The 21,321-nt window shown below is 66.4% G+C and carries 25 protein-coding genes; 18 read left to right on the top strand and 7 right to left on the bottom strand.

The genetic code is table 11. From position 1 onward, the window contains the following. Nucleotide 1: 1 nt before the first annotated feature. The 13 genes from cbiM to J2S76_RS12000 all read left to right on the top strand — a co-directional run bounded on the left by cbiM (nucleotide 2) and on the right by J2S76_RS12000 (nucleotide 8,749). Entirely contained in the window at nucleotides 2-616 is a 615-nt protein-coding gene (cbiM, locus tag J2S76_RS12060; protein WP_307060690.1) for a cobalt transporter CbiM, read from the top strand. Next, nucleotides 613-1,167, top strand: coding sequence for a NikL family nickel/cobalt ECF transporter subunit (locus tag J2S76_RS12055; protein ID WP_307060689.1), 555 nt, complete (start codon nucleotides 613-615; stop codon nucleotides 1,165-1,167). The genes cbiM and J2S76_RS12055 overlap by 4 nt, the downstream gene beginning before the upstream one ends. Then, nucleotides 1,164-1,895 carry a cobalt ECF transporter T component CbiQ gene (gene cbiQ / locus J2S76_RS12050; protein WP_307060688.1) on the top strand — a complete coding sequence of 244 codons (732 nt, stop codon included), beginning with the start codon at nucleotides 1,164-1,166 and terminating at the stop codon, nucleotides 1,893-1,895. Before J2S76_RS12055 ends, cbiQ begins: the two co-directional genes overlap by 4 nt. Continuing rightward, the gene (locus J2S76_RS12045; RefSeq protein ID WP_307060687.1) at nucleotides 1,892-2,608 is read left to right on the top strand and encodes an energy-coupling factor ABC transporter ATP-binding protein; all 717 of its coding nucleotides are present in this window, start codon (nucleotides 1,892-1,894) and stop codon (nucleotides 2,606-2,608) included. Before cbiQ ends, J2S76_RS12045 begins: the two co-directional genes overlap by 4 nt. A gap of 276 nt (nucleotides 2,609-2,884) precedes the next feature. Then, nucleotides 2,885-3,256 (top strand): hypothetical protein, encoded by a 372-nt coding sequence (locus J2S76_RS12040; protein ID WP_307060686.1) that lies wholly within the window; start codon nucleotides 2,885-2,887, stop codon nucleotides 3,254-3,256. Nucleotides 3,257-3,348: 92 nt separating this feature from the next. Beyond that, nucleotides 3,349-3,867 carry an ABC transporter permease gene (locus J2S76_RS12035; protein WP_307060685.1) on the top strand — a complete coding sequence of 173 codons (519 nt, stop codon included), beginning with the start codon at nucleotides 3,349-3,351 and terminating at the stop codon, nucleotides 3,865-3,867. Then, complete coding sequence (locus J2S76_RS12030; protein ID WP_307060684.1) at nucleotides 3,868-4,401, top strand: ABC transporter permease; 534 nt, start codon at nucleotides 3,868-3,870, stop codon at nucleotides 4,399-4,401. It begins immediately after the preceding gene. Beyond that, entirely contained in the window at nucleotides 4,398-5,579 is a 1,182-nt protein-coding gene (locus tag J2S76_RS12025; RefSeq protein WP_307060683.1) for an ATP-binding cassette domain-containing protein, read from the top strand. Before J2S76_RS12030 ends, J2S76_RS12025 begins: the two co-directional genes overlap by 4 nt. After that, on the top strand, nucleotides 5,513-5,947 hold the full coding sequence (locus J2S76_RS12020; protein WP_307060682.1) for an ATP-binding cassette domain-containing protein: 435 nt from the start codon (nucleotides 5,513-5,515) through the stop codon (nucleotides 5,945-5,947). Before J2S76_RS12025 ends, J2S76_RS12020 begins: the two co-directional genes overlap by 67 nt. 108 nt (nucleotides 5,948-6,055) lie before the next feature. Further along, the gene (locus tag J2S76_RS12015) at nucleotides 6,056-6,463 is read left to right on the top strand and encodes a hypothetical protein (RefSeq protein WP_307060681.1); all 408 of its coding nucleotides are present in this window, start codon (nucleotides 6,056-6,058) and stop codon (nucleotides 6,461-6,463) included. After that, a complete protein-coding gene (locus tag J2S76_RS12010) occupies nucleotides 6,393-6,812 on the top strand; it encodes an SDR family NAD(P)-dependent oxidoreductase (protein WP_307060680.1) in 420 nt (139 codons plus the stop codon). Before J2S76_RS12015 ends, J2S76_RS12010 begins: the two co-directional genes overlap by 71 nt. A gap of 37 nt (nucleotides 6,813-6,849) precedes the next feature. After that, complete coding sequence (gene hydA / locus J2S76_RS12005) at nucleotides 6,850-8,280, top strand: dihydropyrimidinase (RefSeq protein WP_307060679.1); 1,431 nt, start codon at nucleotides 6,850-6,852, stop codon at nucleotides 8,278-8,280. Then, nucleotides 8,219-8,749, top strand: a complete 531-nt coding sequence (locus tag J2S76_RS12000; RefSeq protein WP_503128596.1) for an SDR family oxidoreductase — start codon at nucleotides 8,219-8,221, stop codon at nucleotides 8,747-8,749. The genes hydA and J2S76_RS12000 overlap by 62 nt, the downstream gene beginning before the upstream one ends. 43 nt (nucleotides 8,750-8,792) lie before the next feature. Here J2S76_RS12000 and J2S76_RS11995 read toward each other — a convergent pair whose 3' ends face one another. The 4 genes from J2S76_RS11995 to J2S76_RS11980 are packed head-to-tail and all read right to left on the bottom strand — an operon-like array spanning nucleotide 8,793 to nucleotide 11,653. Then, nucleotides 8,793-9,845, bottom strand: a complete 1,053-nt coding sequence (locus tag J2S76_RS11995; RefSeq protein WP_307060678.1) for a CobW family GTP-binding protein — start codon at nucleotides 9,843-9,845, stop codon at nucleotides 8,793-8,795. Beyond that, nucleotides 9,842-10,144 carry a hypothetical protein gene (locus J2S76_RS11990; RefSeq protein ID WP_307060677.1) on the bottom strand — a complete coding sequence of 101 codons (303 nt, stop codon included), beginning with the start codon at nucleotides 10,142-10,144 and terminating at the stop codon, nucleotides 9,842-9,844. The genes J2S76_RS11995 and J2S76_RS11990 overlap by 4 nt, the downstream gene beginning before the upstream one ends. A 9-nt stretch (nucleotides 10,145-10,153) precedes the next feature. After that, complete coding sequence (locus J2S76_RS11985; protein WP_307060676.1) at nucleotides 10,154-11,053, bottom strand: polysaccharide deacetylase family protein; 900 nt, start codon at nucleotides 11,051-11,053, stop codon at nucleotides 10,154-10,156. A 51-nt stretch (nucleotides 11,054-11,104) separates the two neighbouring features. Next, nucleotides 11,105-11,653: a FadR/GntR family transcriptional regulator gene (locus tag J2S76_RS11980; RefSeq protein ID WP_307060675.1), complete on the bottom strand. Its 549-nt coding sequence runs from the start codon at nucleotides 11,651-11,653 to the stop codon at nucleotides 11,105-11,107. A gap of 144 nt (nucleotides 11,654-11,797) precedes the next feature. On the opposite strand from J2S76_RS11980, the gene J2S76_RS11975 reads away from it, so the two are divergent. The 4 genes from J2S76_RS11975 (at nucleotide 11,798) to J2S76_RS11960 (ending at nucleotide 17,712) form a co-directional block, all read left to right on the top strand. Continuing rightward, nucleotides 11,798-12,325, top strand: coding sequence for an ureidoglycolate lyase (locus J2S76_RS11975; protein ID WP_307060674.1), 528 nt, complete (start codon nucleotides 11,798-11,800; stop codon nucleotides 12,323-12,325). Nucleotides 12,326-12,395: 70 nt separating this feature from the next. Then, nucleotides 12,396-12,659: a hypothetical protein gene (locus J2S76_RS11970; protein ID WP_307060673.1), complete on the top strand. Its 264-nt coding sequence runs from the start codon at nucleotides 12,396-12,398 to the stop codon at nucleotides 12,657-12,659. 707 nt (nucleotides 12,660-13,366) lie between these two features. Then, nucleotides 13,367-16,765, top strand: a complete 3,399-nt coding sequence (locus J2S76_RS11965; protein ID WP_307060672.1) for an autotransporter domain-containing protein — start codon at nucleotides 13,367-13,369, stop codon at nucleotides 16,763-16,765. Nucleotides 16,766-16,905: 140 nt separating this feature from the next. Further along, a complete protein-coding gene (locus J2S76_RS11960) occupies nucleotides 16,906-17,712 on the top strand; it encodes a DeoR/GlpR family DNA-binding transcription regulator (protein WP_307060671.1) in 807 nt (268 codons plus the stop codon). Between the two features lie 47 nt (nucleotides 17,713-17,759). Here J2S76_RS11960 and J2S76_RS11955 read toward each other — a convergent pair whose 3' ends face one another. The 3 genes from J2S76_RS11955 to J2S76_RS11945 all read right to left on the bottom strand — a co-directional run bounded on the left by J2S76_RS11955 (nucleotide 17,760) and on the right by J2S76_RS11945 (nucleotide 20,480). Beyond that, nucleotides 17,760-17,918, bottom strand: coding sequence for a hypothetical protein (locus J2S76_RS11955; RefSeq protein WP_307060670.1), 159 nt, complete (start codon nucleotides 17,916-17,918; stop codon nucleotides 17,760-17,762). Nucleotides 17,919-18,334: 416 nt separating this feature from the next. After that, nucleotides 18,335-19,291: a LysR family transcriptional regulator gene (locus J2S76_RS11950; RefSeq protein WP_307060669.1), complete on the bottom strand. Its 957-nt coding sequence runs from the start codon at nucleotides 19,289-19,291 to the stop codon at nucleotides 18,335-18,337. Between the two features lie 322 nt (nucleotides 19,292-19,613). Next, nucleotides 19,614-20,480: a LysR family transcriptional regulator gene (locus tag J2S76_RS11945; protein ID WP_307060668.1), complete on the bottom strand. Its 867-nt coding sequence runs from the start codon at nucleotides 20,478-20,480 to the stop codon at nucleotides 19,614-19,616. A 96-nt stretch (nucleotides 20,481-20,576) separates the two neighbouring features. Between J2S76_RS11945 and J2S76_RS11940 the strand changes: the two genes are divergently transcribed. Continuing rightward, nucleotides 20,577-21,293, top strand: coding sequence for an HAD-IA family hydrolase (locus J2S76_RS11940; RefSeq protein WP_307060667.1), 717 nt, complete (start codon nucleotides 20,577-20,579; stop codon nucleotides 21,291-21,293). Nucleotides 21,294-21,321 lie beyond the last annotated feature (28 nt).

The raw sequence follows: 21,321 nt of genomic DNA, 5'->3' as shown, positions 1-21,321 counted from the left end.
AATGGCGCATATTCCCGACGGCCTCCTCTCCGCGCCGGTGCTCGTCAGTGGCGGCGTCCTGGCCGCCGCCGGCGTGGCGCTGGGGCTGCGGCGGCTCGACGACCGGATGATCCCGCGCACCGCCATCCTGGCGGCGGCATTCTTCGCGGGGTCGCTGGTGGCCGTGCCGGTGGGGCCGTCGAGCGTGCACCTGCTGCTGGCGGGGCTGATGGGGGTAATGCTCGGCACCGCCGCCTTTCTCGCCGTGCTGGTGGCCCTGTTGTTGCAAGCGCTGCTGTTCGGTTTTGGCGGGCTCACGACGCTCGGGGTGAACACGGTGAATATCGCGCTGCCGGGGGTGTTGTGCGGGCTGCTGCTGGGGCCGCTGATCCGCGCCACCGCGCGGCCTTCGGTGCGGCTGGCGGCCGGCGCGCTGGCCGGGGGGCTGGCGGTGCTGGGAACGGGAGGGCTCGTCGCCCTGTCGCTGTGGCTGTCGTCGAGCGATTATACGCCGGCGGCCCGTGTGGTGATCGCCACCTATCTGCCGCTCGCCCTCGTGGAGGCCTTCATCACCGCCGCGATCGTCTCCTTCCTCGCCCGCGTGCAGCCCGAGGCGCTGCGTCCGGTCGCGCCATGATCCGTTTCCTGACAGTGTTGCTGCTGGCGCTGGCCTTTTCCGGCCCGGCGCAGGCGCACAAGCTGAAGGTCTTCGCCACGGTGGAGGGCGGCGAGGTGAAGGGCTACGCCTTCTTCATCGGCGGCGGCCGCGCGGCGCAGACCGCGTGGGTGGCGAAGGACACCGCCGGCGCGCCGATCGCTGCCGGCACGACGGACGGGGAGGGGCGCTTCGCCTTCACCGCGCCGCAGCCGCCCACGGACGCCACGGTGACGGTCGACACGCGCGAGGGGCATGTGGCCTCGGTGACGCTGCCGGCCGCACGCTTCGGGGGGGCCGCGCGCGCGACCCCGCCGGTGCTTGCGACGGACGCATCGGCCCCGGCCGGCGGCGAGGCCGATGCGCGCCTTGCCGCACTGGTCGAGGCGGCGGTGCAGCGGCAGCTGGCACCGCTGATGGAGCGGATCGAGCAGCTGGATGCGCGCCTGCGCTATGCCGACATCCTTTCCGGAGTTTTCCTCATTCTGGGCCTCGCCGGCATCGGCCTGTGGGCGCGCGGACGCCGCTCATGACGGTGGCGGTCCCGCAGGTTCCCGTGTGCGACCTGCGCCTGCGCCTCGTCGCCGCCTTTATCGCCATCGCCTGCCTGTCGCAGCTGCGCACGCTCCCCGTGGCGCTGGCGGCGCTCGCCGTGGCCGGGCTGGTTGCCGCCTGGCGCCGGCCCGATGGCCGGCTCTGGCGGCGGCTGCTGCATGTCGAGGGATTCCTGCTGCTGCTGTTCGCGACGCTTCCCTTCACGATGGCGGGCCAGCCGCTGTTTTCCCTCGGCCCGCTGACCGCCAGTGTCGAGGGCGTGGAGCGCGCTTTGCTGATCGCCGCCAAGGTTTCCGCCTCAGTGCTGGCGCTCACGGCGCTGCTGGGCGCGGTCGAGCCGGTGCGGCTCGGCGCCGCGCTTCGCGCGCTTCATGTGCCGGAGGTTCTCGTGCGCCTGTTCGTGCTCACGGCGCGCTATCTCTCGCTGATCCGCGACGAGGCGCGGCGGCTGCAGGAAGCGATGCGAATGCGCGGCTTCCGCCCCGGCACGAACCGCCACAGCTGGCGCAGCTATGGCCATCTGCTCGGCATGCTGCTGGTGCGGGCACTGGAGCGGGCGCAGCGTGTGGAGGAGGCGATGCGCTGCCGGGGCTATGAAGGCCGCTTTCCATATCTGGCGCCGCCTTCCCCCACGGCGCGGGACTGGGCGGGCCTCTGCGCCGCGCTGGCCTTCGGTCTCGCGGTGACGATGGCGGACCGGCTATGAGCGCGCTGCTCGCCCTTGAGGGTGTCACCGTCGCCCGCGACGGCGCCGCCGTGCTGCGCACGGTCAACCTTGCCCTTGCCGCAGGCGAGCGGCTGGCCATTGTCGGCCCGAACGGGGCGGGCAAGACCACGCTGCTGCGCACCCTTGTCGGGCTGGAACATCCGAGCGCCGGGCAGGTCCGGCTGTTCGGCACATCCTGCCGGAGCGAACGCGACTTCCGCGCCCTGCGCCCTCGCATCGGCTATCTGTTCCAGGACAGCGACGACCAGCTGTTCTGCCCCAGCGTGATCGAGGATGTCGCCTTCGGCCCGCTCAATCTTGGCTGTACCCAGGCGGAGGCCTTTCGCCGGGCCGAGGAGGTGCTGGCCATGCTCGGCATCCACGCTCTCGCCCCGCGCATCAGCCATCGGCTTTCCGGTGGCGAGAAGCGCCTTGTCTGCCTCGCCGGGCTGCTGGCGATGCAGCCGGACGTGCTGCTGCTGGACGAGCCCACTAACGGCGTCGACACCGAAAACGGAAAGCGGCTGCGGGCGGCGCTGCACGCTTTTCCTGGCGCCATGCTGCTGGTGTCGCATGATGACGGCTTCATCGCCGAGCTGGCGACACGGGCGATGGCGATCGAAAACGGCCATCTCGCCCCGGCCGCGCTGCACACCCACCCGCACAGCCATACGCACGCGCACCCGCACATCCATCCGGTGGCACAGGGCTAGGGCCATCGAGGCGCCGCCTTCCCTTCGGCCGGCAGCCCCTGGCGGGGCCCCGGCGACCTGAAGGCGCGCCGCACGACATCAACAATCTCCAATTGTGGTTGGACCTCTTCGAGGGACAATGGCCGGCCGGCGGCGTCGGTGCCGGCCTCCTCGCGGCGCTGCTCGCCGCGCCTTTGCCGGCGCAGGCGCAGGACGCCAAGACCACGCTGGTGGTCGCCGCCCCGGGCACCCCGGATCGCTCGACCAGGAAAACCTGCCCACCGGGCCGGCCACGAGGTGCGCCGCAACGTCAATGAGCGCCTGCTCGGCTACGCCCAGAAGAAGGGCGACGGTCGCATCCTCTACGACTTGGCGACCATGCCGGACGCGGCCTATGTCGCCAATCTCTGGCTCAACAGCGGCTCGGCGATCAACGACTCGACGTTCAAGAGCGAAGAGGTCGACGCTCTCATTAATGCCGGTCTCACCAGCACCGACGAGGCCAAGCGCCTGGTCGACATGAAGCGGGTGCAGCAGATCATCATGGAGGGCGCGCCCTGGGTGTTCCTGATGAACCCCGCCTACCAGCTGGCCACGCGGGCCACTGTGAAGGGCTACTCCTGGTACACCCCGAACGGCAACGCTTCCTACGACATGTACAAGGAGTGAGCCGCCGCCGCTCGCCCGAGGGGCCCGGCAGATGCCGGGCTCCCCGCCGCGCCTCTCCCCCCAAGGTCGCACGAGCCCTGAACGACCCCCGCATGACTGTCGCCGTCCGCCTCGCCGGGTTCTGGGGCATCGTTCCCCGCCCGCTGAAAATCGTCGCCAGCCGCCTGTTCATGCTGTTGCCCCAGCTCTTCGGCGTGATGATGGTGACGTTCCTGCTGGTACGCCTGCTGGCGGGCAATCCGGCGCTGCTGCTGCTGGGCAACATGGCGACGCCCGAGACCATCGCCGCCTTTCGCGATCGGCTGGGGCTAGACCTGCCGGTGTGGGACCAGTTCCTGCGCTATGTCTGGAACGCCCTGCACGGCGATCTCCGCACCTCGATCTTCACCTCCCAGCCTGTGGTTTCCGACCTTCTGGAACGCGCCTCGGCGACGCTGGAGCTGATCACCTATGCCATGATCCACACCATCCTCATCGGCGTGACGCTGGCGATCGTCTCGGTGGCGCGGCCGGGCGGGGCGGTAGATATCGGCAGCCGGATCTACGGCCTCGCCGCCGGCGCCATCCCGGATTTCTGGATCGGCCTGCTGCTGATCCACTTCTTCTTTTAAATGCTCGGCTGGGCGGCGGCGACGTTCGGGCGCATCGACACCTTCGTCACGCCGCCCCCCACTGTCACCGGCTTCTACACCATCGACAGCGTCATCGCCGGCAACCCGCAGGCCTTCTTCTCCTCGGTCGGCCGCCTCGTGCTGCCGGTGCTCACGCTCGCCATCGTCAATGCCAGCGCGCTGATGAAGATGACCAACACGGTGTTTGCCGATGTCTACCGCAGCGATTTCATCCGCCACGCCCGCGCCTCGGGCCTGCCGGAGCGATCCATCCGCCGGATCGCGCTGCGCAATTGCCTGCCGCCGATCATCACCCTGGTCGGCTTCATGGTCGGCTTTCTGCTTGGGGCGGCGGTGCTGGTGGAGACGATCTTCGCTTGGGGCGGGCTGGGGCAGTATGCGGTGCAGGCGGTGGTGAACAGCGACTATCCCGCGCTGCAGGGCTTCGTGCTGGTGGCCGCTGCCTTCATCCTGGTCGTCTGCACCGTGGTCGACATTCTCTACGAACTTGCCGATCCCAGGATCCGGGTATGAGGGCGGAGTTCATGCGCTATCTCAGCCGCCATCCCGCCGCGGTCGTCGGGCTGGCGCTGCTGGCGCTGCAGGTCATCGCCATCCTTTTCTCGCCTTGGCTCACCTCCTATTCGCCTGTCGAGGCCGATCCTCTGGCCTCGCTGGAGCCGCCCTCGCTGGCGCACTGGTTCGGCACCGATGTGTCGGGCATGGATATCTGTGCCCGCGTCATCTACGCCACCCGCATCAACCTGCTGATCTCGCTGACCGCCGTGGCGCGCAGCCTGCTCGACCTGCTGCCCGAGGGCGGGCGCATCGTCGAGGGCGACATCCGGCTCGACGGCGCCACGGTGCTCGGGCTCAGCGCGGCGGAGCAGGGCAAGCTGCGCGGGGCCCGCATCGCCCTCATCGGCACCAACGCCAAGGCGCTGCTCGACCCGGTGGCGACGGTGGGGGGGCAGATCGCCCGGGTGATGCGGGCGCATCGCGCCTGCGGCCACCGGGGGGCGTGGGCGGCGGCGGATCTTCTGGCCAAATTCGGCATCGTCAATCCCGAGCGCCGGGCCAAGGCCTATCGGCACGAGCATTCCGGCGGCATGGCCCAGCGCGCGGTCATCGCCATGGCGATGGTGGCCAATCCCGATATCGTTCTGGCCGATGACACCACGCTCGGCCTTGATGCCACCATTCAGGTGCAGGTGCTCGATCTCCTGGTGAAGCGCTGCCGCGAACACGGTGCCGGGGTGGTGCTCATCACCCATGACCTCGGCATCATCGCCCATTGCTGCGACCGCGTGGCGATCATGAAGGGCGGGCGCATCGTCGAGCTGGGCGAGGTCGGCCGTTTCCTCCAAGGTCCGCGCGACGACTACAGCCGCACGCTGCTGGATGCGGCGCGGGTGCGCCCGACGCCGAGGACGGGGCAAAGCGAGGGGACGATGCAGGGCCGGGCGGAGGCGGCGCATGCAAGGCCGCTGCTCGACGTGCGTCGGCTGGAGAAGTTCTTCCCCATAGCCGGCGGCACCGAGGTGGTGCGGGCGATCGACGAACCCGCGTTGGCCGGTGCGCGCGCTGATCGCCCAGCCGCTGCGGCTCGACCCCCGGCATCGATGGAAAGGGACGGGAGCGCCGGGTGCGGCAGCTGCTCGATCTGGTCCACCTGCCGCTCAGCCTTGCCGACGCCTATCCGCACGAACTGACCGCCGGCGAGCAGAAGCGCATCGGCATTGCCCGTGCGCTGGCCACCGGGCCGGACTTCGTGGTGTTCGACGAGCCGACCACCGCGCTCGACATCCGGGTGCGGGCGCAGATCATCGACCTAGTGCGCGACCTTCAGGCCGAGATCGGCATGTCGGCGCTGTTCATCACCCACGACCTCAACTCGGTGCGCTCGCTCGCCCACAATGTCGCGGTGATGCGCCACGGCAAGATCGTCGAATTTGGCGAGACCGAAGCGATCTTCGCCCACCCCACGCAGGATTACACACGGATGCTGCGCGGTACGCGGCACGCTGGAGGGGCAGGGCCGCAAGGTCGTGGCCATCGATCTGGTCGAGCGCGCCCGTGAGGGTTTGCCGCTCCTCGCATGCGACCTCACCGACATTCACCGCCTGCATGCCATCGCCGCGCAATATCCGCTTGAGGCGATCATTGCGGCGCCCATTCCGGGCCGATGGTGGCGCGTGACAACCCGTATTCCATGGTGCAGGTGAATGACGTCGGTACCATCAACATGCTGGAGCTGGCGCGCATCCATGTCGAGGATGCGGTCGCCGCGCTGCTGCTGGCGCTCGACGCCCCCGCACCGGCCCGGCGCGTCTGCACCGCGACAGGCGGCACCCATGTCACGCTGGGCGAGATCGGCGAGATGGTGAAGCGGGTGCTGCCGCAGGCCGACATCGTCCTCGCACCCGGTCCCGACCCGGTGGACGAGGTGCACCGGCGCTTCGACATCTCCGCCATTGCCCGCGATCTCGGCTACGCCCCGCAATTCGATCTGGAGGCGGGGCCGGATGATCGGGGTGCATCTGCGCGGGCATTTCCTTGTCACGCGGCAGTTCTTCCCCGACATGCTGGCGCGTAGCTATGGAAGGGTGATCAACTGTGCCTCGCAGCTCGCCTATCGCGGCGCCCCGGCGCTGGCGCATTGCTGCGCCGCCAAGGTCGGCATTGTCGGCTTCACCCGGGCGCTCGCCTATGAGGGCGCGCCGCACGGGGTGACGGTCAACGCCATCGCCCCCGGCGCCAACGAGACGGTTCTGCCGGGAGGCCTCACCGATGAATGGCGCGCGCGCAAGCTCACCGAGATCCCACTCGACCGCTGCGGCCAGGTGTCGGAGATCGCCCCCGCCATCCTGATGCTCGCCTCGCAGGCGGGTGCCTTCTATGTTGGCCAGACGCTTTCGCCCAATGGCGGCGACATCATGCTTTGATCCCGTTTCTTGTCCCAACGCATCCAGCGAGGCGCCCATGAGCGAATTCGATACGGTCATACGCGGTGGCACAGTGGTCACCGCCTCGGACACGGTGCGCGCCGATGTCGGCATCCGCGACGGGCGCATCGTGGCGGTGGCCGAGAGCCTGACCGATGGGGCCAAGGTGATCGACGCTTCCGGGCTGCTGGTCATGCCCGGCGGGATCGACAGCCATGTGCACCTCGCCCAGCCGGCCTTTGGCGGCCCGGCCATGGCGGATGATTTCGAGAGCGGCACGCGCTCGGCGATTGCGGGCGGCAACACCACGGTGCTGCCCTTCGCGCTGCAGCCGCGCGGGGCCAGCCTGCGCCAGAGCGTGATGGACTATCACAAGGAAGCCGAGGGCAAGTGCTATTGCGACTACGGCTTCCACCTCATCATTTCCGACCCTTCCGCCAGCGTGCTGGGGCAGGAACTGTCGGCGCTGGTGGGCGACGGCTACACCTCGTTCAAGGTGTTCATGACCTATGACGACCTGGTGCTGAACGACCGCCAGCTGCTGGAAGTGTTCGACTGCGCGCGCGGTTGCGGCGCGCTGGTCATGGTCCATTGCGAGGGCTATGACGCCATCCGCTTCATGACCCAGAAGCTGGAGGCCGCCGGCAAGACCGCGCCCTATTATCACGGCGTCTCCCGCCCGCAATCGGTGGAGCGCGAGGCCACCCACCGTGCCATCAGCCATGCCGAGCTGACCGATGTGCCGATCATGGTGGTGCATGTCTCCGGGCGCGAGCCGATGGAGCAGATCCGCTGGGCGCAGCAGAAGGGCCTCAAGGTCTATGGCGAGACCTGCCCGCAATATGTCGCGCTCACCGCCGACGACATGAAGGGCCTCAACATGGACGAGAGCGGCGGCAAATATGTCTGCTCGCCGCCGCCGCGCGACCATGCGAGCTGGGACGCCATCTGGGAAGGCATCCGCACCGGCGTGTTCCAGACCTTCTCGTCCGACCATTGCGCCTTCTTCTATGAGGGCGAGATGGGCAAGCTGAACCCGAAGGCCCGCACCTCCTTCCGCTGGGTGCCGAACGGCATTCCCGGCGTCGAGACGCGGATGCAGATCCTGTTCTCCAAGGGCGTGGTGGAAGGGCGCATCACGCTCAACGAGTTCGTCGCGCTGACCTCGACCAACCACGCCAAAATGTACGGCCTTTACCCGAAGAAGGGCTCGATCGCCCCCAGCTTCGACGCCGACATCGTGCTGTGGGACCCGAACCGCAAGGAAATTATCCGCCAGGAGCTGATGCACCATGGGGCCGACTACACGCCCTATGAGGGGATGGCCGTCACCGGCTGGCCTGTTATGACGCTGCTGCGCGGCAAGGTGATGGCCGAGGACGGGCGCATCGTCGGTGCACCCGGCGATGGCAGGTTCCTCAAGCGCGAGCTATCACCCTATGCCGTGCCGGCGGGAGGGGTCTCGTGAGCGCCGCGCCGGTCGTCCTCGTCACCGGGGGGCGGGCATCGGCATCAGGCGGCCGACCTCCTTCGCCTTTGCCCGTGCCGACTATCATGTCGACCTGAAGGCAATCATGCGGTTCGCCCGCGCCGCCGCCCCCGGCGTGCGGGCGCGCAAGGCCGGGACAGTTGTGGCGCTCTCCTCCATCATGAGCGTCGCCTATGGCCGGGACGAGCATGTGCACGATTCCGCCGCCAAGGCCGGCGTGGTGGAATTGGTGCGCGGGCTGGCGGCGGAACTGGCGCGCGACGGCATCACCGTCAACGGCGTGGCGCCCGGCTATATCCGCACCGCCAGCCGCTTTCGCGCGAGCATTCGCTCGGGCCCGAGGGGCTGGAAAAGGCGGCCGACTTCATCCCGCTTGGCTGCGTCGGCGAGCCCGAGGATATCGCCGACGTCATCCTGTTCCTTGCCTCGCCAGCGGCGCGCTGCATGACCGGACAGGTGATCGCGGTGGATGGCGGGTTGCTGGTCGGGCGCTACTGCGCCTTACCTGAGCCGACAAAGGCATCGAAGGAGCGCTGCACCAGCGCGGGATCGAGCCCGCGCGCGATCATCACGATCTGCGTGCCGGAAGCGCCCTCGGGCCACGCCTTCAGGTGCTCGGGGGCGTGGACGAGGTGCTGCACCCCCTGGATGACGACCGGCTCGGCGACGTTCTCGATCGACAGCAGGCCCTTGAGCCGCAGGATCTCGCCGCCATGTCGGTTCAGCAGCATGGACAGCCAGAGCGCGAAGCGCGGCCAGGCCAGCGGCGCCTCGGCGCGAATGACGAAGGCGCGGATGTCGCCATGCCGGTCCGGCTCATGCCCCGCATGGCCGTGAAAGCGCCAGCCGCCCTCCCGCGCGGCCGCCGCCGCGATCCAGCGCTGCACCTCGGCGGCCCGGTGCGCCTCATCGGCGGGGTCGCCGAGCAGCAGCTCGATATCGGGCTCGGCGTCCGGGAGTAGCGTGACCAGCGCCGCGCTCGGGTTGAGGGCCGAGAGGCGCGCGGCCAGCGCGGCGGTCTCGTCAGCGGAGGCAAGGTCGCTTTTGCTGATCACCAGTCGGTCCGCCGCCGCCACCTGCCGCAGCGATTCCGGGAATGAGGCGAGATTGCCCACGCCGTTCGGCACGTCGACGACGGTGACGATCCCGCCGAGTCGGAACTGGTGGCGCAGCATCGGGTCGGCGGTCAGCGTGGCGACGATCGGGCCGGGATCGGCGATGCCGGTGGTCTCCAATACCACCCGCGCGAAGGGCGGCAGCGTGCCGTGCCGGCGGCGCTCCATCAGATTGACGAGGCCTTCCTTCAGGTCGGTTCGCACCGTGCAGCAGACGCAGCCGCTTTTCAGCAGCACGATGTCCTCGTCCACCGCCTCGACCAGAAGATGATCAAGCCCCACCTCGCCGAATTCGTTGATCAGCACGGCGGTGTCGGCCAGCGCCGGCGAGGCGAGCAGCCGGCGCAGCAGCGAGGTTTTTCCCGCGCCGAGAAAGCCGGTGAGGACATGCACCGGCAGCTTGCGGGCGGGACCTTCCGGCACGTTCATCGGCTACGTTCGATCCGCTCGATCACGGCCGGGTCGAGCGGATCGCAGGGCTGGCCGGCGAGCTTTTCCGCCTCCGGCCACAGGGCCCCGAGATGCTCGACCACCGTCATGCGCCCGGTGCGCGAGCGCAGGGTGAAGCGGCCCGCCCACTCGTCGAGCCGCAGCCCATAGAGTCGCAACACCTCGTTGGCGCAGGCGGCGTGGGCGCGGCGCTCCGCCGTCGGCGTGACGCTGCCGCCGGTCGAGGTGCCGGCGGTCCAGTGGTCGCTGCCGGCGAAGGCGCCGCAAAGCCCGCACATCGCCGTGCCTCAGGGCGTGGGCCGAGCGGCGCCGCTGCGCGGATAGCGCCGGGCGAAATCGTCGGCGATCTCTTCCATGGTGACGAATTTCACGCCCTCATGGCCCTTGATGTAGTCGAACAGCCGCTCGTGCATCTTCAGCACATGCGGGCGGCCGGACACGTCGGGGTGGATGGTGATGGGAAAGACGGCGTAGTCGTAATTTTCGTAGACCCAGTCGAACTGGTCGCGCCAGGTGTCCTCGATGTCGCGCGGCGAGACGAAGCCATGGCTGTTGGGCGCCGCCTTGATGAACATCATCGGCGGCAGGTCGTCGAGGTGCCAGGAGGCGGGGATCTCGATCAGGTCGGTTTCCTCGCCCTGCACATAGGGCTTCATCCAGGTCGAGGGGTGCTGCGAATAGTCGATCTTGGTCCAGCTGTCGCCGACGGTCACGTAATAGGGGTGATGGTCGTTGTGCATCAGCGAGTGGTCGTACTTGATGCCCTTCTGCTTCAGCAACTCGTTGGTCTTCGAGCCGAATTCCCACCACGGCGCCACATAGCCGCGCGGGGGCTTGCCAGCGAGCTGGGTGATGAGCTCGACGCATTTGTCGAAGATCGCCTCCTCCTGCTCGGGGGTCATGGCGATGGGGTTCTCGTGGCTGTAGCCGTGCATGCCGATTTCGTGGCCGGCATCGGCGACCGCCTGCATTTCCGCCCGGAAGCTCTCGATGGAATGGCCGGGAATGAACCAGGTGGTCTTGATGCCCCATTTCTCGAACAGCCGCAGCAGGCGCAGGCTGCCGACCTTGCCGGCGAAGGCGCCACGGGAAATGTCGCAGGGGCTGTCCTCGCCGCCATAGGAGCCGAGCCAGCCCGCTACCGCGTCGACGTCAATGCCGTAGGACACGAAGATTTCCTTGGCCATGCGCGTTCCTTTCGCTGTTCCTGCCACGGTGGGGGCCGCGGCGCCCAAAGCTCAGACGAATTTGGTCATGGTGATGCCCGCGCGGTCCACCGTGCGGCTGAGATGGCGGCGCATATAGTAGCCGGCGCCTTCCGGGTCGCCCATGGTGAGCGCCTCGACGACGCGCTCATGTTCCATCACCGGGTCCCACAGCTTGTCACGCCGCACCGGCAGCCGCGAGCTTTCCAGCAGAACGCGGCCGAATGTGTCGTGCATGTCGGCCAGCAGCCGGTTGCGCGAGAAGCGCATGATCAGCTTGTGGAACTCGAAATCGATCTGCGCGAAAGCGGCGAAGTCTTGCGCATGGGCGGCGGCGCGGAAGGCCTGCACATTGTCCTTCAGCGCCTCGCGCAGCGTGGCGCGGCTGATGTTGAACTCCCGCGCCAGGCCGCACTGCGGCGGCAGGGGCGCGCCCGGCCCGAGCTTGCGGTCCTCGATCAGCTTCTGCAGCGCGCTCACGGCGAACTGGGCTGCCGTGGGGGGGGGCGGCTGGCGCCGCCGCTTGCCTGTTGAATCGGTCGGACCACCGTTTTCGCCGGTGCCTTGCACCGCTTTACGCATCTGACTAAATTCCGTTACTCGCTGCGAGGATGGCACCGTTGGAGCCGGTCTGACCAGTTGAAATTTTGGTCGCTTCGCTGGCCCCGAATGTTCGATTGACGCACTTGCCGGGCGAGCGCAGGTGTCCGAGGTAATGAGGCGTGCTTGAGCGAGAACACGGATATTGGGGGCCGGCTGGAGGCGCGACTGCTGCCGGCCACCACAGCCCTTTTTCGCCCCTATGGCCATCTCGTCAGCGCCGGTGCCGCCGACCCGTTGCACGTTAACGCCGGCACCGCGCTGCGCTACGACATTGCGCGGATCGACGCGGATACACGGCCGGGAAGCCGACTCATTGCCTCGGTGTTCGAGACGGCACCCCAGGCGCTGCCGCTGGTGGTGCGGCTGCTGGAGCGCCATGCCTTTTCGCAGCAGGCCATCGTCGCCATGCATTCGGACGACTTCGCCCTAGCCGTCTGCCTCGATGATGGTCAGGGGCTCCCCGACCTTGCCACGCTGCAAGCCTTCCACTTTCCCGGTGGGGGCGGCGTGGTCTACCGGCGCGGCGTCTGGCACACGCCGATCATCGGGCTCGGCGGGGCGGGGCGGTTCTTCGTGCAGTCTTGGCAGGCCGGCACGACCGAGGATTGCGAGGAGCAATTCGTCAGCCCCTTCGTCATCCGGGCCGGCTGACGGCGCCTCTCGGTGGGAACGCTAACGGGCAGCGGGCGTTGTTCCGGCAGTCAATGTCAGGAGCATACCGATGGTCGACGCCAACAAGATCAACGAGAATCTTCCTTCCAGTGCTGATGCGCTGATGCGCGAGACGGGCCGTAACGTTTCTGCCGCGACCGAAGCGGTGCGGGAGGGGGTCAGCGATGCCGCCGACCGCGCTTCGGGGCTCTACGCCGCCGGCAACGCGGCTGTTGCCAACCGGATCGACGTGCTTCCCGGCATGGTCACGGCGGCGTTGGCGGGGGTGGTGGTAGGCTATCTCATTGGCCGGGATCGCCATCACCGCTGGTGAGCCAAGCGGCGCAGGCCGCATCCGGCCAGCCCCAAGGGGGGCGACGAATCTGAGGGGGCAGGGGTGTTTACCCCTGTTCCCTTTTTTTGCCCGTGGAACGACGGCGCGGCTTCGGCTGCGCCGACGGAATGACGCGCGGAGGAACAAAGGCGTTTTCCCGTTCAGCGGAGAATGTCAAAATGTCCGTTTTACGACATTTATTGACCGCTGTTGCGCGGCCGCCCTCGCCTCGACGCCCGATCCGCCGACCAGAGAGCCTGCGCGCCCTGGGGTGATCCGACCTGCCGGCGCGCTTGCCTGCGGGCGAGGCGAGGGGCTCGGGAAAAGCGGTGCCGAGCGGTGGCCCACATTCGCATTTCGTCGCACGCCTTGGCGTGCACGAGGGGGCCGTGAACGAAAATGGCATAAAAATCATAGATATAAGGCAATGCTGTCGCTGGGTGCGGCTCGTCTCTCGCCGCGTGACCGCGTGTCCCAAGTCCCGCACGCTGCTCCATCGGCCGTCGCCTAGGCGGGTCAGTGCCGCCCGCTTACGTTGCAAAGGTGCCAAGGCACCTCCAGCCCGGTGGTGTGTTGCTGAAAATGTTATCTAAGTGACATATTGATCTGCCAAAGCAACAGTCCTCGATCAACGCCGACCTGAATCCCGGAGCCATCGCCGCTCCCGGGCCAGGCTGCGGCAATTCCGGGCGCATGGGGACTGCACGATGACTATCAGGAAGACCCGCCATCGACGTGACTTCAGCCTTGCCGCGATGACGTCGCGGCTTCTTTGCGGTGCCGCGATGACGGTGCTCGGCACCGCCGCCGGTCATGCGGAAGATGGAACGCTCCGTATCCTGACGCTGAACACCTGGAACGATCAGTACGCCTCCAACCTGAGTGTCACGTCGGACTTCTTCATCAACGGCAATTACGACGTCATCGCTCTGCAGGAATCGCGCGCCAACACCAAGTACATTCCGGGCCTGACCCAGATGCTGGGCGATGCCGGGCTCGGCACCTATACCGGCACCCAGATCAGCGATGTCAGCGTGGTGAGCCGGCTGTCCGGCACGTTCGGCGCGAGCACGCTAGGCGACGCGATCGCCTACCAGAAGATCGACGCGCAGAACGGCGTGCCGCAGACCATCATCGGTTCCGTCCACTTGAACTATTACGACGAGTCCAATGCGCGCCTCAACGAGGTGAAGGGTTTCAACAGCTGGGCGGCCAGTTCGGATGCGCCGATCATTCTCGTCGGCGACTTCAACGCAGGCGACGTCTCCGAGCGAGGTCTCCACGGCGCGGAGCAGCAATCCTATCTCTTCGCCCGCACGATCATCGACGGCGGCTCCTCGGCGCTGTGGAAGCAGCTGGCGAAGGAATACACCCCGGAAGGCAAGGCGGCGGATTACGAGGCCTATGCCGCCTCGATGAAGGTGGTCGACGGCAACGGCACGGCCCACTACCGCAACGTGATCCAGTCCTATTTCGACGCCCATCGCTCCGAGTTCCCCGGCATCTCCAGTATTTCACAGATGAGCTGGCGGCAGTGGGAACAGATCATCGCCAAGGATATGGCAAAGAACGGCGTCACCTTCGAGGACGAGACCTATCCGGTGGCGTCGAACACGCCGGTGACGATGAACGTGCTCAAGAAGCAGTATATGCTGCTCACCACCCCGGCGGAGCGGGAACCCTTCGCCCCGCACGGACTGGGTGACGGCACCACGACCTGGCCCTCGGCCGGCGAAGACGACACCAATACATGGACCAGCTGGGACCGGGTGACGATCGACCATTTCATGGTCTCCCGCCCCTTCGGCAAGTGGTACACCATCGTCGACGATCCCAATGACGCCTATACCGGCGTGCTCGACGATGTCGGCTTCACCAATGATGGCAGCGCCCCGCTTGCCGACCACGAGCCGGTCGCCCACACGCTGAAATGGATCGGCCCGGCGCTGGAGACCTATAAGGAGACGGTCGACAGCAAGGAAGTCGAGAAGACCCGCCTGGTGTGGGGTTCCGACGCAACGGTGTTCGAGGAGAAGAACAAGGAATTCTACCTCACCCGCAACAATATGCGGACTGATGTCTATCTCGGGCAGATTTCCGACGAGAACGGCAATCCCATCCTCACCGGCCTGACGCTGGAGGAAAAGAAGACCCTGCTCGACTGCAAGAGCACCGATCCGCGCCTGCAGCAGGCTATTGTCGACTATTGCATCGATGACCACAGCTTCATCGGCGAGACGCTGATCACCGATGGCGGGACGGTCATCGTCGACGAGGACGCCGCGCTCGGCACCTCGGCGGCCAGCCTGCATCTCGACAATGGCACGCTGCGCATCGCCGGCACCGACATGGCGCTGCTCGACCGCTCGCTGGTGCTGGAAGCCGGCGGTGGCGGCATCGACGTCGATGAGGCGGAAAATGCGGTGGCCATTGCCCGCGCCGTCTCCGGCACCGGCGCCCTGACCAAGCTCGGCGAGGGCACGCTGGGGCTGTTCGGCCAGAATACCTATACTGGCGAGACCAGGGTCGAAGAGGGCCTGCTGGTGGTCAATGGCTCGATCGCCACCTCGGCGCTGACCACGGTGTTCGACGGCGCTGCGCTGGCCGGCACCGGCACGGTGGGCAATCTGCGCATCGCCTCCGGCGGCGCGATCGCCCCCGGCCAGTCCATCGGTACCCTCAACGTGGCGGGTAATCTCAGCTTCGCGGCGGGTTCCCGCTATGAAGTCGAGGTGAATGCCGAGGGGAAAAGCGACCTCATCGCCGTTACCGGCGCCACCACCATTGAGGGCGGCAGCGTGATCGGCATCGCCGCCGGCGGCAACTACCTCCCGGAAACGGCCTACACCATTCTTACCTCGGCCGGGGGGGTCGAGGGGACATTCGACGACGTCACCTCCAGCCTTGCCTTCCTCGACCCCACACTGAGCTATGGAAGCACGCAGATCCAGCTCACCCTGGCGCGCAACGACACCGCCTTCGACAAGGTCGGCTACACCAGCAACCAGCAGGCGGCGGCGCGCGGCGCCGAAAGCCTCGGCTATGGCAATGCGCTCTACAACGCCATCGTCATGCAGGATGCGGCGACAGCGCGCTCCATCTTCACCCAGATTGGCGGCGAGCTTCATGCTTCCACCGCCGGCGTGATGGTCAGCAACAGCCGGTTCGTTCGCGACGCGATGAATGACCGCCTGCTCGCCTCGGGCGGTGAGACGCTTCTCTCCGACATGACGGTGGTCGGCCTCGACACCAAGGCACCCCGCCCGGTGGCGGCGGACACCAAGGAAGTCGCAATGTGGATGCGCGGCTTCGGCGCGTGGACCGACGTCGATGGGGACGGCAACGCCTCCGGACTCTCCAGCAACACGGGCGGCGTTCTTGGCGGCCTCGATGCCGGCCTGCCCGGTAACTGGCGCGTGGGCATGCTGGCAGGCTACAGCCAGACCTCCGTCAGCTTGGACGATCTCGCCGCGAGCGCCAACAGCGACAATGTTCATTTCGGCGTCTATGCCGGGACGCAGGCCGGCCCGGTCGGCGTGCGCCTCGGCGCCGCCTACACCTGGCACAGCATCGACAGCACGCGCCAGGTCAACATTCCCACCATCAGCGAGCGGCTGACGGCCGATTATGATGCCGCAACCACCCAGGCTTTCGGCGAACTGGGCTATCGGTTCGAGCACGAGAAGGGTATGCTCGAACCCTTCGTAAACCTTGCCTATGTCCACTTCAGCAACGACTCGTTCGCTGAGCAGGGCGGCGTTACTGCGCTTGGCGGGGCTAGCGACGGCCTCGACACCTTCTTCACCACGCTCGGTCTGCGCGCCTCCACCCGCTTCGACCTCGGCGGCACGCAGACCACACTGCACGGAACGGTGGGCTGGCAATATGCCTCCGGCGATATCACCCCCGACGCCTCGCTCGCCTTTGCCGGCGGCAACGTGTTCTCGGTTGCCGGTGCGCCGATCGCCGAAAATGTTGCCGTGATCGGTGCACGCATCGAGTTTGCCGCTACGGAATATGCTACCATCAGTGTTGGCTATGATGGGCAGTTCGGCTCGGGACAGAGCGATAATGGGCTTACGGGCACGCTGAGCGTCAGGTTCTGACGCGCCGGCGTTCCGTACTCATAATCTGCCGGCCGGGACGTGAGGTCCCGGCCGGCAATGAGCCGTCTCGACCCATGCGGCGCTGAACCGGCGCCGCATGGGTCGCTGGCTATTTTGACGCTGTGCTTTCGAGAACCCACATGCAGATGCGCGACGACGAGCGGGATGATGAGGGCAAGAAGGCGCGTCGCCGCGCCTTTCTGGTGCAGCACCTCGAACAGCACCGCTACATTTCGATCGAGGAGATCGCGAGCCGTTTCTCGGTGACGACCCAGACCGCGCGGCGGGACATCGTCGCGCTCGAACTGGAGGGCAAGGTGCGCCGGTTGCATGGCGGCGCGGTGGCCTCGACGCCGATCGATCCGACCGTCTATCGCCAGCGCCGCATCGCCAATGCGCAGGCGAAGGACGCCATCGGCGCCGCCATCGCCCGCATTGTGCCCGACAACGCCTCTGTCTTCCTCGATACCGGCACCACCTGCGAGGCCGTCGCCCGCGCGCTCATCGACCACAAGGCGCTGCGCATCGTGACCTACAGCCTGCGCGTCGCGTCGACCCTGAGCGACTGCACGGACTTCACCATCGCCGTGCCGGGCGGTTTCGTGCGGCAGGTGGATGGCGGCGTGTTCAGCCAGACTTCGGCCGAGTTCATTCAGGCGTTCAAGTTCGATTTCGTGGTCATCTCGGTGAGCGGCATCGACGAGGATGGCGATATCGGCGATGACGATTATGCCGAAGTCGCCGCCGTGCGTGCCGCCATGATGCAGGCCGGGCGGGTGATCCTGGCCATTGACAGCAGCAAGTTTGGCCGTCGCGGGCTGGTGCGGCTGGGCTCGCTCCGCGACATCGACCTGCTCGTCACCGAGGCGGCGCCGGTCGGCGATCTCGCCAGGGTGGCTGAGAAGAGCGGCGTGAAGCTCCACCTCGCCCGGCTTGAAACGGCCTGAGACCAGACAGCAGCATACGCCTTGCCCCGGCTGGACAGGCTGTGCCGTCAGGAACTGGCCCGGGACCGCTTCAGCGCGCCGAAGAAGGGCAGCGCGAGGGAGAGCAGAACCACCATCAGAAGTACGGCGGAGATCGGGCGCTCGACGAAGATCGACAGGCTGCCGAAGGAAAGCAGCAGCGACTGGCGCAGCGACATCTCCAGCATCGGCGCCAGCACCAGTGCGAGAACCGGCGGCGGCCGGGGAATGTCGCAGCAAGACCAACTCCGATTGGGCGAAGCTGGCGGTCGGTGTGACCTGGTCGATCACCGAGTGCGTGCTCTGGACGATGGGGGTGGTGAAGACCGGCGAGGCCATCTTGATGGCGAGGAGCTGCTCGCTGGACTCGCGGCAGGCGGCGGCAAGCTCGGTGCGCGCGGCCGTGAAGCCACAGGGCCAGTAGTCGCGGCCCATGGCGGCCAGCGTCGATTCCACGCTGGCGTCAGCCAGGGCCGCGTCAGCCGGTTTGCCGAGCCAGATCTCCCGCAGCCGCTGCATCGCAAGTCGCGCGAGCTATTCAACTGATGCCGAAATTTGGTTCTGGTGATCAAAACTTTCCGGCACAGCCACAGCGATCGAGTGCTTACCCGCGGCTGCGTTCCAGCACCGTTTCGAGCTGAAGCTCCGGATAGAGCTGGGCGACCTGCCTGACATCCTCGCCGAGCCGCGTAATGATCCAGTCGCGCAGATCGGCCACGATCGGTCGCAGCGGCTTGTCGCGCGAGCGCACGAACTGGCAGTGCCGACCCGTGACCTTGATGCCGGGGCTTGCCGGGACAAGCGCCCTGGTCCGCAGCCAGTGGCAGATGACGTTGAGCCAGCCGAGCGCGACGCCCTGACCCAGCATCGCCGCCTGCACGACGATCGCATAGTCGGAGAAGATCATTGAATTGGTCGCCGCGCCGGGGTCGCCGGGGAAGAACACCTGCGACCAGTCGGGCTGCGCGTCGCCGAAATTGATCAAGCTCTCCGTCGCCGCATCGGACGGCGAATGCTGCTGCCTTTCGCGGTATCCGGGGCTGCAGATCGGCACCAGAATCTCCGGCATGATGTAGTTTGCCTCATGCCGTTCGTCCGGGCCGTCGACAAAGCGCATGCCGAGGTCGACATCCGATACCGGCCCGGACAGCGCCGACATGATGAGCTGGAAACGCAGTTCGAGCGAAGGGAAGGCCCGCTTGATCTCCGCCATGTGCGGCATGATCCAGTGTGTCGTGAAGCCGGTCGAGACCGACAGGGTGACGGTCTGAACGCCCGTCTTGCGGTCCTCGATCTCGCGCAGGGCATGCTCGAAGCCCGAGAAGCCGCGCGAGACGGCCTCATAGAGGATCCGCCCGGCCTCAGTCAGCGTCACCCCGCCGGGCGTGCGGTCGAACAGGATGATGCCGAGATGGTCCTCCAGCCGGCCCATCATCCGGCTCACGGCGGCCGGCGTCACGTTGAGTTCCTCGGCGGCGCGGGCGAAGTTGCCGCAGCGGGCCGCCGCCTCGAACGTGAAGAAGCCATTCATCGACGGCAGGGCGAGGCGAAGTTTGCGCATTACATTATGTAACTTTGTTCGGATATTTTTTCAATTGAATGCGGCGTCGATCATTGGTTTCCTTCCGCCATGGAAAGCTGGTTTCGAGCCCAGAAGAACTAAAGGTCTTGGAATAGCACGGTCGCGCTTAGGCCTTGGTGCGCACCCGTCGGGCCGCCGACGCGATGGCATGGCTTGTCGGTATGCAATGTAACGCTCCTCCTTTCCGGAGGGGATTTTATGGCGAGGAGATTGGTCGTAACATCGGCCCCGGGGTCGGGCCGGGGGACAGCATCGTCAATTCTCGGTCGATCTGGCTGCGTCGGCGTCGTGCGACTGCAGCCTATCGATCACCGATCATCTTCTCGGAGACGGCTTCCATCAGCGTCTTCTCAATATCTGCCGGCAACGCATTGCTCGAGCGGGCGATGTGGCAGATCTGGGGAAAGACAGGAAGGTCGCCTTGGATCTCCATCAGGCCGGGCCTTAGCTGCCGACGGCTTATCACGCCCACGCCCAATCCATGGCGCACCCCGGCTGTCACGCCATCGCAGCTCGGGCACTCCAGGACGATGTTGAGGTGTCGCCCGGTTTCCGCCAGTGCATCTTGGGCTGCGCGGCGGTAGAAGCAATTTTTATCGAAAGAAACGAACGGAATATTATTTTCTAACGTGAAAGGGTGGTCGATAGACTGCACCCAAATCAGGTCTTCTCTCCATAATTCCAGGTCATTCGGTTCCTTCTCATGAGCAAATATCTGCATCATCGCAAGATCCAGATCTCCCGCCCGGAGCCATTGCTCCAGGACGAGGCTTTGCGCCACGCGAATGCTCAACGAGACACGGGGGTGCAGCCTTCTGAAGCGACCCAGCACGGCCGCCATCCATTCGCAGGCGGCATCCTCGGTCGTGCCCAGCCGGACCTCGCCGGCCAGTTCAGACGATTGGAAGTGCGCTGCCGCCTCATCATGCAGGGCAATCAGACGTTCGGCATAGGACAGAAGGCTCCGCCCATCAGAAGTCGGAACGAAACCACTGCTGCCTTTAAGCAGAATAGGACGGCCGATGCGTTCCTCGAGCCGGGTCAGCTTATGGCTGACGGCCGACTGGGTCAGGTTCAGCTTGTGAGCGGCACGCGTGACACCCCCCAGTTCCAGAACGGTCTTGAAAGCGCGCAGAGAGTCGATATCGAGACGCATATCGCAGGCCATGACAAAATTCGATGATGAGAATGATAACATATCATTTCTGTCATTCTGACAAGCCGGCTAGCGTTCGCTTGTGTTCCCAAACCGGGCAGGCATCCGATGAACCTCAGCGACTTCAAAATTCTCACCTTCGACGTTGTCGGCACACTGATCGATTTCGAGGCCGGCATACTCGAATATGTCCGTCCGATCGCCCAGCGGGCGGGAGTGCAGCTCGACGACGAGGTGATCCTGCTGAGCTATGGAAAGGCGGAAGGTTTCGAGCACGACCGGACGCCCGGCTTACCCTTCCCGCTGATGATGGCGCCGGCCTATCAGGCCATGGCCGCAGAACTGGGGCTTCCCGCGGACAAGGCCACGGTGGAGGGCTTCCGAGAGTCCATTCCGGCCTGGCCGGCCTTCCCAGATACGGTCGATGCGCTGAAGCGGCTGCGGAAGCGTTATCGCATTGTCGCGATGACCAATTCGGACAATTGGGCGCTGGGTCATTTCATGCAGACGATGCAGCAGCCCTTCGACGACACGGTGACAGCCGAGGATGTCGGGACCTGCAAGCCGGACCCTCAGTTCTTCGCTTACACAAGGGGTCGCCAGAGTCCGCAGGGCTACAAGCTGGAAGACTATCTCCACGTTGCGCAGAGTCAGTACCACGATATCGGCGTTGCCAGGCAGCTCGGCTATCGCACGGCCTGGATCGAGCGGCGAATGGGCAAGCGAGGCTTTGGCGGCTCGCCGGCGCCGAGCGTCGTGACCCGGCCCGATTTCCATTATGCGAGCCTGGTGGAACTGGCCGACGCCGTGGACCGTGAAGGGTAAACCCGACGCGCCGGGAAGAACGAACCGT

The sequence above is a fragment of the Ancylobacter vacuolatus genome (assembly GCF_030813595.1).
Lineage (GTDB): Bacteria > Pseudomonadota > Alphaproteobacteria > Rhizobiales > Xanthobacteraceae > Ancylobacter > Ancylobacter vacuolatus.
This window is presented reverse-complemented; position numbering and strand designations above follow the sequence as displayed.